Annotated in this window: 11 protein-coding genes and 1 tRNA gene; 4 read left to right on the top strand and 8 right to left on the bottom strand. The window is 45.7% G+C overall.

Annotated features, from left to right (window positions below; genetic code table 11):
* Nucleotides 1-127 precede the first annotated feature (127 nt).
* A complete protein-coding gene (locus tag HQ43_RS05870) occupies nt 128-778 on the bottom strand; it encodes a LysE family translocator (RefSeq protein ID WP_036791027.1) in 651 nt (216 codons plus the stop codon).
* Nucleotides 779-867: 89 nt separating this feature from the next.
* On the opposite strand from HQ43_RS05870, the gene HQ43_RS10140 reads away from it, so the two are divergent.
* The gene (locus tag HQ43_RS10140; protein ID WP_262501537.1) at nt 868-993 is read left to right on the top strand and encodes a hypothetical protein; all 126 of its coding nucleotides are present in this window, start codon (nt 868-870) and stop codon (nt 991-993) included.
* Here HQ43_RS10140 and HQ43_RS05865 read toward each other — a convergent pair.
* The 3 genes from HQ43_RS05865 to HQ43_RS05855 form a co-directional block, all read right to left on the bottom strand.
* Entirely contained in the window at nt 990-2,318 is a 1,329-nt protein-coding gene (locus tag HQ43_RS05865; protein WP_036791024.1) for a hypothetical protein, read from the bottom strand. The two genes, HQ43_RS10140 and HQ43_RS05865, sit on opposite strands and share 4 nt — an antisense overlap.
* Nucleotides 2,319-2,351: 33 nt before the next feature.
* Nucleotides 2,352-4,952, bottom strand: a complete 2,601-nt coding sequence (locus HQ43_RS05860) for a TonB-dependent receptor (protein ID WP_036791021.1) — start codon at nt 4,950-4,952, stop codon at nt 2,352-2,354.
* A gap of 182 nt (nt 4,953-5,134) precedes the next feature.
* Nucleotides 5,135-6,454, bottom strand: a complete 1,320-nt coding sequence (locus HQ43_RS05855) for a 3-phosphoshikimate 1-carboxyvinyltransferase (RefSeq protein ID WP_036791018.1) — start codon at nt 6,452-6,454, stop codon at nt 5,135-5,137.
* 75 nt (nt 6,455-6,529) lie between these two features.
* On the opposite strand from HQ43_RS05855, the gene hemH reads away from it, so the two are divergent.
* Both hemH and HQ43_RS05845 read left to right on the top strand, forming a co-directional pair.
* Nucleotides 6,530-7,621 (top strand): ferrochelatase, encoded by a 1,092-nt coding sequence (gene hemH / locus HQ43_RS10040; RefSeq protein WP_161785892.1) that lies wholly within the window; start codon nt 6,530-6,532, stop codon nt 7,619-7,621.
* The gene (locus tag HQ43_RS05845) at nt 7,527-8,507 is read left to right on the top strand and encodes an ATP-dependent 6-phosphofructokinase (RefSeq protein WP_235305969.1); all 981 of its coding nucleotides are present in this window, start codon (nt 7,527-7,529) and stop codon (nt 8,505-8,507) included. The genes hemH and HQ43_RS05845 overlap by 95 nt, the downstream gene beginning before the upstream one ends.
* A gap of 658 nt (nt 8,508-9,165) precedes the next feature.
* Here HQ43_RS05845 and HQ43_RS05835 read toward each other — a convergent pair.
* Nucleotides 9,166-9,239 (bottom strand) — tRNA-Ile (locus HQ43_RS05835).
* A gap of 118 nt (nt 9,240-9,357) precedes the next feature.
* A complete protein-coding gene (locus tag HQ43_RS05830) occupies nt 9,358-10,038 on the bottom strand; it encodes a DUF4294 domain-containing protein (RefSeq protein WP_235305953.1) in 681 nt (226 codons plus the stop codon).
* 96 nt (nt 10,039-10,134) lie between these two features.
* Here HQ43_RS05830 and HQ43_RS09910 point away from each other — a divergent pair, with 96 nt between their 5' ends.
* Nucleotides 10,135-10,275, top strand: a complete 141-nt coding sequence (locus HQ43_RS09910; RefSeq protein ID WP_161785891.1) for a hypothetical protein — start codon at nt 10,135-10,137, stop codon at nt 10,273-10,275.
* 226 nt (nt 10,276-10,501) lie between these two features.
* Here HQ43_RS09910 and pnuC read toward each other — a convergent pair whose 3' ends face one another.
* Nucleotides 10,502-11,101 carry a nicotinamide riboside transporter PnuC gene (pnuC, locus tag HQ43_RS05820; protein ID WP_036791006.1) on the bottom strand — a complete coding sequence of 200 codons (600 nt, stop codon included), beginning with the start codon at nt 11,099-11,101 and terminating at the stop codon, nt 10,502-10,504.
* A gap of 38 nt (nt 11,102-11,139) precedes the next feature.
* The gene (locus tag HQ43_RS05815) at nt 11,140-13,410 is read right to left on the bottom strand and encodes a TonB-dependent receptor (RefSeq protein WP_036791003.1); all 2,271 of its coding nucleotides are present in this window, start codon (nt 13,408-13,410) and stop codon (nt 11,140-11,142) included.
* Nucleotides 13,411-13,678: the final 268 nt, after the last annotated feature.

The following is a 13,678-nucleotide window of genomic DNA, read 5'->3' as shown; positions in this document are numbered from 1 at the left end:
TTGTGTTATACGTTATTTCTCTACTGAATGAAAAAGAGCCTGTGAGCCCTTGCATTCTGCACAAAAGTAACTAAAAAGCTTGACTTGTCAGACAACTCCCCTTGTTTTGGAGAAGAAAAGAATAGACCTACATCAAATCAGCCAAGCCGACAAGAGCGCCTATCAACCCACAGCAAAGCAGAATCAACCCAATACTTCTGTTGATCCCTCGTATGCTTTTGATGTTAAACCACTGCTTGGCTTTAGTAATTGTTCCGGTTATGAGCGTCCACCATAAAACAGCTCCTACGGCAATCCCTGCCACTCCGATCAACAAGGGCCAAAGATTTTCTGTATCTACATCTGTAAGAAAAGAAAACTGAGCAAACAGACCCACGTAGAGCAACACTATAAGGATATTCGGTAAAGTAAGAAAGAAGCCGGAAGTAAAATCTCTCCAGTAAGGATGCTCCGTCGGGACATCCTCTTCTTCAGATGTTCCCTCTTCTTCTATGGAAGAGCCCGAATTCATCACGTAGAAAGCAAATGCCACGATGAAGATAGAGCCGAAGAATCGAAGCTCTTGAGAGTACTGCTTAATAAAGAAAATAAAGCTACTTACCCCTATAAGCGTTACAACAGCATAAAAGATATCGCTTGCTGTGGCACCAAGACCTGTAAGCAGACCGCTTTGGCGACCTTTGGTAAGCGTACGACGAATACACTCCACTCCAACGGGACCCATGGGAGCAGAGACGATAACACCTATAATTAAGCCTTTTACAAATGTTGCAAGCATAACAAACAAGAGAGCAGAGCCTCACTTGTTTCTGTCTCTGTTCTCTTAAAAACGTTTTTACATCTGCAAAGATAGCTAAAAAGAAAAGTTTGGACAAAGCGACCCTCTCCAACAGAAACAACATAGCCACCGGGAAATCTTATCTCCCGATGGCTATGTTTGCTATTTTCACCTTCTCTCTATGCTTAGAAGAGAAGTCTGTCTGTTCTTCTTAAATCTCTGTCGGACCTGCTTCGTATTCAAAGTTTCCGTTACCGAGACCTTTGAACTGATAAGTAAAGTCTGCATTAGCTCTGTTCACACGGATATTTACCTTAATGATGTAGCGTTGCTCTATACCATTTGTCAGAGCCGGCATTTCCGGATATTTATGAGCCAATACGAGCTTAAGACCATCCTTGATACGCTCATACTTCGCCTTTAGAAGAGCTGCAGAATCCAAACCTTTCTCTTCCGGTCTGTCTCCTTGTGTCTCTCCGCCATCGAGGTTGAAGTTGTTATAATAGCTGCTTCCTCCGAACCAGAACTCTTCATTCGTCGGATACTTTTTGCTGATATAAGATGGCTTATTTGCTTTCACCCATTCAAAAAGATATTGGAAGTCTGCTTTTTCAAATGCAAACTTAATGGTTGGATCATATACCCATCCCTTACCATTTTGAATGAACTGGGATGTAACCGGAGTTGTTCTCTCTGTCACAGTCCACTTTGTTCCATTGAAGGTATAGTCTTCGTAGTGAACAGAAGTCTTCTTGTCCTTGTAGAACAACCATACCACCACCTTACTGTCGCCTGCTTGAGCATAAGGATACTTCACGGCCAATAGAGCAGGGATATAGTTTTCAGCCGGCATGGAAGAAGAGAAGTTACCATAGTTTGCTCCCATGCTCTTGTACTCTTCCATCGTGATTGCATGATACTTCTTTGCATCTGCAAGCTTGCCATTGATCACGAACCATGTAACATTATCGGAGTTGAGAGATCCTCTGATCACCAAAGAGCGAGGGTTGTTCTGTGCTTTGCTTTTAGCAAGCTCTATCACCTTGTTCAGCTCGTCTGCCTTAAGCTTTACGATAGAGGTTATACCCAATCCTTCAAAGTCTGCCTTCTTGAGTTCCACAAAAGCAGCAAAACCTATTGCTTTAAGATTTGAAGAAGCGGGAAGAAGTTCTTTATGTTCAATGGTGAGTCTGGAGTCCTTACCCCATTCCGGATTTGCCTTTGCGGCAAAAGGAGTAAGATGCTCTGCAGCTGTAAACTTATCACTGAAAGCAGAGTAAGTTCTCTCGTCTCTAAGATTTTTTTCGAGTTGAGCCTTATAGGCTTTCTTCTCTTCGGGAGTTCCTTGAAACTTTGCAACCATAGAAGAGATATGACCATCTATGATGCTCTTAAACTCTGCATCCGAAAGGACAATGCTTTTTGTCTTAGTCACATGCTTCTCTTCCTTATCCAACTCTTCGTATATCCCTTTTGTAGGATTACACGCAACAAGCCCCAGAAGAGCCACGAATGCTAATATATATTGTACTCTTTTCATTGTTGTAATGACGTATTTATGTAAGACCTGTTTTTAGAAGTTGATGCGCAAACCTGTAGCCCAAGTACGACCGAAACCGAAGTAAACAAGCGATGTCTTCATGTCGTGCTTCTTTCCGTCGCGTGCATCTGCTATATACTCTACGTTTGTAGCGTTATCCACATTCATGTAGAGAGTAGCATTTAGAGAGCCGATGTTGAACTTGTAGTTTGCTCCGAGATCCAATGTGTAGTAGTTTGGAAGCTGCCAAGCATCTACCTTGTCGCTCTCCTTTGTTCTGTTTGTCGGATCGAAGTCTGCAAAGTTCTTTCCGGCATAGTTCAAGTTACCATATATACGGAAGTTCTTGAACACTTCATAAGAAGAGCTTAGAGAAGCCGTAACCTGTGCAGAGTTTCCTACGTGTACACCTGCGATGAAGGCTTGTATCTCAGCTATCTTTTGTTGGCTTTCATTAAAGATGGCTGCATTTACGTCATCTGTCCAGATCCAGTCTCCCACAGAAACCATACCTTTAAGTTCAAATCTCTTTGTCGGTTTGTAGGTAGCTTCAAGCTCTACCCCCATGTGTCTTGCATTAAGACCTGTAATGTTGGCAAGCTCATTGTTTCCGATTCTGCGAGTAATACCCTTATCCATCCACTTGGTGTAGTAAGCATTGACATCCACCTTCAATACTTCGCTGATGAAGCCGTAGCCGATCTCTCCGGTGAGTACTCTTTCATACTTCGCTCCGGTGTTGATCTCTGTATTGTAGTTGAAAAATACACTGCGGAAATAAGGTGCACGGGTAAAGTAGCCGGCATTCACAAAGAAGTTGTTTTGGTTGTTCAGCTTATAGCTCAAACCACTCTTCACGCTCCATGGAAGATAGCTTGCCCATTCGGAAACATATCTGCTCTGACCTTCAGCCAAAGGAGCTTTTTCGTTTGTACCGCCAAGGTTCACATATCTGTAGGCCTGGTTGGAAAGAGAAGCAGAGACAAAACCATTGAGTTTCTCGCTCTTTGCTTCTGCTTGAGCAAATATACCGTTCCAAAGAACCTCACCAATGTTATCGTACTCTATTCTATCGCCCACCTTCAAAGGTTGATTAGGCTTGTGATACATCAGCTTCTTCGCACTTGTTTGAGGCTCTACATAGTAGTCTCCACCAAGAAGATTTTCTATCTGTTCGTAGTGCAAACCTTGATAGAATCTGGCATCATATCCGGCTGTAAGAGATAGAGCATCCGAAAGTTTATGGTTAAAAGAAGATAGGATACCGTACCAGTTGTGAGAGTTCATTGCGTTAGAGAAGATCGCTTTGGAACCATTGTCCGAAGCTCTGTTTTCTCTCATCACGGCATCGAAGTCCAATAGGCCTTCAGGTGTTTGCTTTACTGTAAGCGGATTGCTCGGCTTTCCTGTGGTGTTGTTTATACCCAGCCAGTTTGTACCCTCTGCTCCGCGAACACGGCGTCCGCCTCCACGAGCAAGAGAAGCATAGAGAGAAGTAGAGAGCTTGCTCTTAGGGCTGATCTCCCAATAGTGGTTGAGCGACATTTGAGGCTTGTGATAGAAGTTGCGACCATAAGCTCCGCCCACTTCTTGTCCGTTGATGTAGCCGTAACCGATGTTATGACGTGCACCGAAGCCGCTCTCTCTGATATCCTCTATCGTGTACATCGTTCCTCTTTGGTTGTGCCACTGAGGAGCACCGAATGCAGTAAACGAAAGACGGTGATCTTCGTTGATGATCTTTGAGATATTCACGAAGTAAGACCATCCTTGGAAAGCAGTACCTCTTACATATCCATCACCCGAAGTGCGAGCACCGGCAAGCGATACAGCCCAGCCGTTATCCATAAGACCTGTGGATACATTGAATGCCATCTTGCTGTATCCGTCGTTACCGATACCGGTATAGAAAGATCCGCCCTTCTTGGCATCCGTACTCTTGGTAACCATGTTCATGGTACCTCCGACAGAAGAGAGACCGAGCTTGGAAGCACCAAGTCCGCGCTGAATCTGAATGAAGCTCGATACATCGGACAGACCTGCCCAGTTGGACCAGTACACTTTTCCGCTCTCCATATCGTTGATGGGCACACCATTGATAAGGATACCGAGGTTGTTACTATCGAAACCGCGCATATTGATACGAGAGTCTCCGAAACCACCGCCGCCTTTGGTTACATAAACAGAAGGAGTCTGCTTAAGAAGCTCAGGGAACTCGATGTTAGGAGCTTTCGTCTCAATCACATCAATACTAACGTTAGACACCGGAACGGGAGTGATACGATCTTTAGGAATGATAGATGCCATAACCACAACATCCTCGATACCTCTAACGTCTTCTTCCATATAGACGGCACCAAGATCCACTGAAGGACCTCTGCCAATCTTTACTTTTTTGTCCAGGTAACCCATATATCTGAACAGAAGCGTACTGTTTTCAGGCACGCTTAGCGTAAACTCGCCTTGGCGATTGGAAATACTTCCTGTCGAACCGACAGATACTCTTACTCCTCCAAGAGGATTATCTGTCCCTTTCTCCAATACTTTCCCCTTCACGTTCACCTGCGCAGTGGCTGCCACAGTGCTCAAAGTGAAAAGAATAAGAGCAAATAGAAATGAGATTCTCAATTTCATAGGATTCAATGTTGTTTATAAAGTGATACTTATTTCTTCTTTTGTGTACAGTTTAGCCTGATTTCAAACACATTCTCACCACAAATTTACAAAAACTTTACGAGGAAAAGATTAAGAACCGGTTAAGAAATAGACTTAAAACAAGGGAATTAACAGATGTAATGGTCTCGTTTGTATAGCTTTTATTCGGATTTCTCTTCCGGGTTCAATACCTGTTGCAGCTCTCGCCAAAAGAGAGGATAGCTTTTGTTTACCACCGAAGGATCGTCCACGGCAATCTCATAACCCATTGCGGAAGCCACTGTAAACGACATCGCTATGCGGTGATCGTTGTGGCTGTTAAGGTGTAGAGTCTCTTGAGGAAGAGTAGGTTCTCCTCCTCGGAAAAGTATGGAAGAGGCTGTCAGTTCGACATCCAATCCAAAGAGACGAAGCCCCTCTTTCACTGCAACAAGCCGGTTGCTCTCCTTGAGAGGCAGGGTCTCCAGCCCGACTATTCTGTAAGGGATGCCTCTCAGAGCCAGAACAACAGCCATGGTAGGTGCGGCATCCGGCATGATGTGCATATTGAGTCCGTCAAAAGCGGTATGAAAATCCTCCACACAAGGCACTCGGACAATGGTTGTAGAGCCTGACACCTCATCCCTTTCGGCTTTGACGCCGATCAGGCGAAACAGAGCAGCCGCCGAAGCATCCCCTTGCAGAGATGGCAGTGTAAGGTCTTGCAGTTTGAGGTGCGCACCTAAAGGGGAGAGCGCAATGAATGCAAACCAGTAGAGAGCCGAAGACCAGTCCGCCTCTATATCCCTTATACTCACGGGAAGATACCTGCCGGGCAGCACCTTTATCTCTCTGTCCGTATAGCTGCACTCTATCCCGTAGCGTCGCATAAGGGACAAAGTCATGTAAACATAAGTCTTACTCACACTCGAAGCATCCCACTCCACTTCGAGCCCATCGGGCAGATAAGGAGAGATGAGCAGTAGTGCGGAGATAAACTGAGAGCTTCTACTCTGCGCCAGATCTATCTTTCCGCTCTTGAGCGATGAGGGTCGTACTACGATCCGGTCTCTCTTGTCCTCGCCCTTTTCCCAGGCGACCTCTCCACCCAGCCGGTTCAGTGCCACCAGCAGTTCGTCCATAGGTCTCTGCATCAACCTCTCCGTGCCGGATATTACCACGCAACGCTTCGTTGCAAGAGCAGCATAAGCGACAACAAAACGGAGAGCAGAGCCACAGTCTTCCACATCCACATGGATCGTCTCTTCGGTCGATGGAGATGAAACGAGCGCAACAACTGCCCTGCTCAGCACCAGAATATCGTTCGGATAGTAGCTCCCTCTCTCCTGCAAAGCCTTGACAGAAAGAGGCAAGAGAGCGTCTTGCCTACTTCCCAATGCCTCTATGATCAGAAGACGATTGTAGATACTTTTGGAAAGCGGAAGCTGTATGCTCTGTCCCGAAGCGGAAGAGAATGGAGGTGAGAGGATTATAGGTTGCATGCTATTACTTTTGTACTCAAAGATACGAGATAAATACGTATCTTTGTGATGTTTTATAAGATATTCCCAATATTTATGCAGAAACAATTCGGACTGCTTATACTCAACACCGGGACACCGGACAGCCATTCCACAAAAGATGTATCAAGGTTTCTGTACGAATTTCTTACCGATCCTCGCATCATCACTCTTGCCTCTCCTTGGCGAGAGATCATCGTTCGCTGTCTGATTGTCCCATTTCGAGGATACCGCTCCGCTCGCAAGTATCGTGCCATCTGGAGAGAAGAGGGATCGCCTCTTTTGGTGAATGCCAAGGCTCTGGCTCACTCCTTGGAAGCCTCTTTGGCTATTCCGGCAGAGGTCGGAATGCGGTATGGCAATCCGTCCATCCGCTCCGGCATAAAGGCTTTGCTTGACAGAGGAGTGAATCATATAGTGGCTCTACCGCTTTTCCCTCACTATGCGATGAGCAGCTACGAAACAGCGGTAGAGTGTTTCAAACAGAATGCAAAGGATCTCGGCGTGGAGTGTTCGGTAATACCGCCCTACTACAACCATCCGGCATATCTTTCTGCCATGAGTGATCAGATCCATGCGCACCTTCCGAAAGATGCCCATCTGCTCATCTCATACCACGGCATACCGCTTGCCCATGTCGATATGTACAGAGGCATAAAGGAGAAAGACTATGAGTACCAGTGCAAAGAGCAGCACAGACTTCTGCTCGAACACACTTCGCTCCCGGCTTCTCAGGTAGAAGTGAGCTTCCAAAGCAGGCTCGGACACACACGCTGGCTCTCTCCTTACACGGCAGAAAGGCTGAAGCAGCTTCCTGCGGAAGGCATAAAGAAGGTTGCCGTAATCTGTCCGTCTTTCGTGCAAGACTGCCTGGAAACGCTCGAAGAGATCGAAGTGGAGGGCAGAGAGCTCTTTTTGAACTCCGGAGGAGAAGAGTTTTGCTTCATCCCCTGCCTTAACAGGCGCACAGACTATCTGCATGAAATAATTTGTCCATACATTACAACCCATCATGAAAATAGGAATACTCACCTCCGGAGGAGACTGTCCGGGTATCAATGCAACCATAAGAGGAGTAGGGCGTACAGCGATACTCCACTACAATATGGAGGTCGTCGGAATCCGGAAAGGCTTTTCGGGGCTTCTTGAAAACGACTACACCATAATGGATGAAGTGGCTCTGAGCGGCCTCTTGTACAAAGGAGGCACCATCTTGGGCACATCTAGAGAGAAGCCGTTCAGAAAAAGGCTCTTTTCCGATGAGGATCTTCCGCGCAAACTGAAGCAACACTACGACGACCTGGGTCTCGACTGCCTTGTGGCCATAGGCGGAAACGGCACCATGAAAACGGCTGCAAAGATGCGGGCGCTGGGGATCAATGTCGTGGGTATACCCAAAACGATAGACAACGATATATGGGGCACGGAGGTTACTTTCGGCTTCGATACCGCCGTGGCAACCGCAACAGAGTGCATAGACAGGCTGCATACCACGGCAGAGAGCCACAGACGGGTGATGGTGGTAGAGGTGATGGGGCACAAAGCCGGATGGATTGCCCTGCACTCCGGAATGGCAGGAGGCGCCCACGTGATACTGATCCCGGAGCTGGGTTATAACCCCGACAAAGTGATAGAAGCCATAAACAGACGGATGAACAAAGGCAAGCTCCACTCCATCGTTGTGGTGGCAGAGGGCGTTAAGAGCCTCGGCGGAGAGAAAGAGCGTCCGGCATTCTATCTCTCAAAATATATAGAAGAGCATTCGGACTTGGTCTGTCGGGAGACTGTTTTAGGACACATACAGCGAGGAGGATCTCCTACCGCAGCAGACCGTAACCTCGCCACGCTTCTGGGCGGATACGCCACAGAGCTGATCTCCAACAGGATTTTCGGAGTGATGGTGGCTGTTGTGAACGGACAGATGACCCACTTGCCTCTCGAAGAGGTTGCGGGCAAACTGAAAACGGTACGTGAGGACAATCCTTTGGTGATACAGGGGAAAAAACTGGGGATCTCTTTCGGGACGGAAGACTGACCTTTTTGCCCTCCGACCGAGAGTTCATTTTTATATATTCCATCCCGAAAAAAGCTCACTTTTTTCTCGCTCTCTATTTTGATCAGAGGGGGCGTTTTCAGAGCACGAGCAAATTGTTAAATTCGCCCCATTTTATTAACACCATTTTCGATACCCGTTCACCCAAAACGCTAAACGAGCATATTGTGTCGGCTTAACGTGTTTAATTTTTCAATGAACACGTTTACCGATTTCATTAAACACGTTTACCGGATTTGATTAACGTGTTTAGAAATTTTGCTTATAGCGCTGACAATTAACACTTTGCGCCTTTTGCCCCTTTTTTGCTGTTTTTGGGCACAAAATTGCATTAGGATTTGTTTACAGACGACAGTGTTAAAATTTACACCTATTAACGCGAAAACGGGACCTGAAACCGACCGGGAGATAAAAATTTCCGAAATCAAAGAAATCCATAACAGACTATCAGACAGAAAATTGAGAGAATCTCTCATTTTTGTCATCCGATTCAGATTGAAGAAATAATTCTTCTTATGCCTTTTCTCCAACTCCATTTTTATATAAAAAGACACACCGGCAACAGCCTCCGAAAGCGACCATTTTATCCCTCCGGACAATAAAAAAAGCACCCCAAAAGGAGTGCTTCTATCTTTTCAAGTGGTCCCACCTGGGCTTGAACCAGGGACCTCCAGATTATGAGTCTGTTGCTCTAACCAACTGAGCTATAGGACCGCAACCTCTTCTCAGTGTATATCCGAGAGTCAATCACTGTGCAAAGGTACTACTTTTTTCGATTTCTGCAATAGATGATCCTATATTTAGAGAAAAAGGGAAAGCAAAACGGAGCGAATCATATCGCTCCGTTTTCTATCATCAGCACTATCGTCTCTATCGCTCTATCTTCTCCATCGGGTTGGTAATCCGCCTTGAGAGAAGCTCCGAACATCCTCGCAAACAGATTCCAGAACGATGCAGCAAAAGAACCCAAGTATGCTTCCACCAACTCATAGCTGGTGGAGTCTGTCTCTCTTTTGATTAGCTTTATAAGGATTTTGCCTTGACGCAGTGTGAGCTTCTTCATTTGAGGCTCGAACTGCTTGTACAACTCCTTCTCCATTCGCTTGAGATGCTTCTCACGAGAGCCGTCATCCGGAAGTGTTTCTATGTATTCGTACGTCTCCATTAAAGTGTTGGCGACAATCTTTGCAAAAGGATAAGCCTTTTTGACATCCCGAACCAGCCTGCTGAATGCTTTCTTTTCTCGCTCGCTCATTCTGGACTTCTGCCCGAAAACATAAACATTGGGGAGGGTATAACTTGGTAGTCGTTCTCCGCTCGGCATGGTATAGAGTGGAACCAAAGAGCCTTTGAGGGTAGAACTCGCACTGTCTGTTGCTCTATCTTTAGAGGATGGAGGTTCCGTATTGCAAGCAAGAGCAGAACCAACCGCTCCTGTAAGAGTAAACAGGAACGCAAGGGAGAGCCTTAATGTGGTCTTGAAAACCTTATGTATTGATTCTTTTACTAACATGACAAAAACGCAATATCTTTCTCCATCACAAAGATATGCTTTCTCTTCTCATCTGATGCCGTTTTAACGCAGATTATCTTTAATCTCTACTTATTGATGGTCTTGAAAAAGTGTTGTAACACAACCGGAAAGAGTCTCTTTCGCCAACAGCGTGTCGTCTCTATCGCTCTGCTTCCCTTCGTTCCTGCGGCTGCTTTCCCTGAAGAGAAAGGAAAGGGGACAACAATCTCGGAATAAGCAAGAAGCAAGACGGGATCAAGGCAGAAGGGCGATCCTCTTTCGGAAAATACGAGAACAGCAACTCTAAGAAAGCTATCCGAAAACAAAATATTTCTCTGCCATCCGATACACTTATCATCATCTAAAAAAAGCATAGAGCATGGCTCATAAAGAGAAATGACCATGCTCTATGCCTTAGTGACAAGGCTGTTCCAGCCTCCTTTCTATTAACAGCTATTTGCTTTTAGACCCCTCCCGAAGAGGCTTGAGAACGCATCATCTTCTTCCACCTTGACAGTCCGATAATAGCCATAACGGTATAAACAAGGAAGAAAAGCCCCATAATGGTGTAGCTGAGAGAGAGGAAAATGTAGGTGTACAAGAGATTTGAAAGAATCCATGCATACCAGTTTTCCAAATATTTATGAGCAAGAAGCCACATACCTACCACGCTTGCAGATGTGGCAATAGCGTCAAGAAGAGGACTGGAATTAAATGTAACATACTCGAATATGGGGTACAATGCTCCGGCAATCACTATCGTTATGCCCAGTACAGCCATAAGAGTCTTGCGAGAAAGTCGTCTCACCTGTGTCTCGACCGGCCCTTCCTCCCGATGTTTGAACCACTGAATCCAGCCGTAAATACAAGCCAAAAGATAGTAAATGTTTACGGCCATATTCCCATACACTCCTCCTGTATAAGAGATGTAGATAAAAAGAAGCGGAGTAATGATACCAACGGGCCACAGCCAAATGGATGCACGAATCTCAAGAAAGACATAAATGAGTCCGAAAACAGCAGCCAGCAGTTCGAGAGATGCTTGAGAGAAAGGGAAGTCCATATTCTATCTGTTTACATTTATATAATATACTCGTGTGCTTAAAAAGTTACTTTAAGGGCAGACATAATGTGTCTGCCGGCTTGTGGAAAGTAACGAAGATCGGCATAATAGCTCTCATTGCCATCTTTGCCTATGATCTTTCCTGCATCATACACATATCCGGTCGGAGAGTATGAAGCATTGAGCAGATTGTTGGCTTGCAAAGAGATGGTCGCTTCTGCAGATGAGAGCAGAGGGAAAGTGTATGAAAGCTGTGCGGAGAGTGTCGTAAATCCGGCAATGTAGCGATCCCTCGACCCGGTATTATCGAGATACTGCCCTCCCTGTCCGTGAGCAGAAAGTGCTCCATACCAGCCCTTATTATGAAGGGCAAGGGTCTGATTCCAGATGTGTCCGGGACTGTTGGCTATCGGAGTATTGGCAAACTTCTCCACAACAGTCTTCGAAAAGTTCCAATCAGCATCGTAAACGGCATGTGTATGCTCGTAAGACTTGAGGATGTTACGGCTCAACATGAGGTTCCCACTATATGTCAGCCATGAAACCGGACGATATTCCAATGCCATCTCGACACCCATGCGGTAGCTTTCGGGGATGTTGATCAGAAGTACATCACCCACATCGCTCAGTCTGCCATCGGGTACAAGCTGATCGGTATAGTCCATGAAGTAACCGTTGATCTCTGCTGTCAGCTTTTGAGAACGGAAGGTGTAACCCAGCTCATAGTCGATCATCTTTTCCCTCTTAGGATAGATCACTTTGCCTTGAGAGTCTCTCCTTGGGCTCTCAATGTATGCCTTTCTGTTCGGTTCACGTGCAGCCGTCGAAATAGATGCGTAGAGACGATGACCCGGAGCCGGCGTCCATGTAACACCATACTTAGGCAAGAAGAATGTATGTCTCGGATGCACATCAAGGATATCCATTGCTCCGGTTATATCGTTGTACTTGTCGGAAACACCATCCATGTTGTATCTGATGTGGCGAAGCATCAAGTCTCCATAAATAGTAAGGTTGCTCGATACATTCCACTCGTCTCTTATATAAACGGAGAGGTCTGTCTTTGTTGCCTTATTATTATAGTATGGATGATTTGGAGCAACCTCCACGGGATAATCTCTTACATAAGGAACAAATCCGAAGTGCTTTCCAACATAATGATTAGCAGCCATTCCAATAGATGTAGTATTGCTACTGCTCTTACTTTCCATGTTGAAGATAGCACCGTAAAAGTGATTGTCCAACCATTTCTCACGGATAAGATCTCTTCTTTTTACCTTTTCGCCGTTGGATTCAAAGGTCGGTAGTCCGAACTCTACAAGCTTCCTCTTGGTACGATACTCGTTGATATAACCTTTTCCTCTGGTATAGTGAAGAGTGAGCTGTGTTTTAAGTGTACTGTTCCAATGGTTGGTTGCAATGAAATGAGTGTGGTGCTGCTTGTAGTTGTCCGCACTCGGATAGAAGTTCGATGCATCTTTGCTTGCGCCTTCAAAAGGAGGCATTATGCCGGCGTTATTGTATCTCGGTCCGAACTTATCCCACTGTTCCTTTGAGATACCGTTCCATGCGATACCGGTTTTTTCGCTTCCGCCAAAATGGATGAGGCGATAGACAGAGTTATCTCCATAGTAGGCAGCCTGGAGCTGATAGCTGTTGAGATCGACAAATGCCCGGTCTACAAAACCATCGCTTTTTGCTTTGGACAGACGTATGGAAGTAGCAACCCGGTTGTTCAAAATGCGTCCGGTGCGTGCCCCAAAGTGGGTCATAAAGGTGTTGAATGCTCCATATGTAATCTGTGCATCTCCTCCCGGCGCGAGTGTGAGGTCTTCGCTCTGCATGTTGATCGCTCCTCCGAACGCTCCTGCACTGTGAGTGGAGACACCGGCACCACGTATAATCTGTACATTCTTAAGAGACGAGACAAAGTTGGGCATATTGACCCAAAAGACCGAATGGCTCTCGCTGTCGTTCACAGGCACACCATTGGCGTTGATATTGATGCGAGAAGCATCTATTCCTCTAAGTGAAAGAGAGGTGTAACCCAATCCGCTACCGGCATCCGATGTGAATGTAAGAGAGGTAGCCCCGGACAAAAGAGCCGGCATATCTTGTGAGAAGTTTTTGGATTTGAGTTTGGAACCTGCTATTTCTTGAACAGTCATAGGTGTTTTTGCCGTAGCTCGTACCCCTATTACCATAACCGAATCTAATAAAGAATAGGTACGGACATTTTTCTGAGCCATTGTGGCTACGGAAAATATCGGAGCAGAAGCAACGACTAAAGACAAGATGAATTTTTTCATGGCTTGCTATAATAATGAATATAAATAATGTTGATATGAAACGATTAGGAGAGTTCCCAAAGTAGAGCAAGCCAAAGAAATAGATCTACGTGCTTTTCCTGCAATGGCATTACCCATACAGGTAAACTTGTGAGGGTCTGATCTCAGCCACAACTCTTCCATTGTAAGCACCCCTAAGCATCTTTTGGTTGGCTTTTAGATTATTAAATCTATTTTACACCTTCCAAGCTGCGAAGTTAAGCAATGTTCACGATATGCGCAAGAAGCT

It is taken from the genome of Porphyromonas canoris (assembly GCF_000769115.1).
GTDB lineage: Bacteria > Bacteroidota > Bacteroidia > Bacteroidales > Porphyromonadaceae > Porphyromonas_A > Porphyromonas_A canoris.
This window is presented reverse-complemented; position numbering and strand designations above follow the sequence as displayed.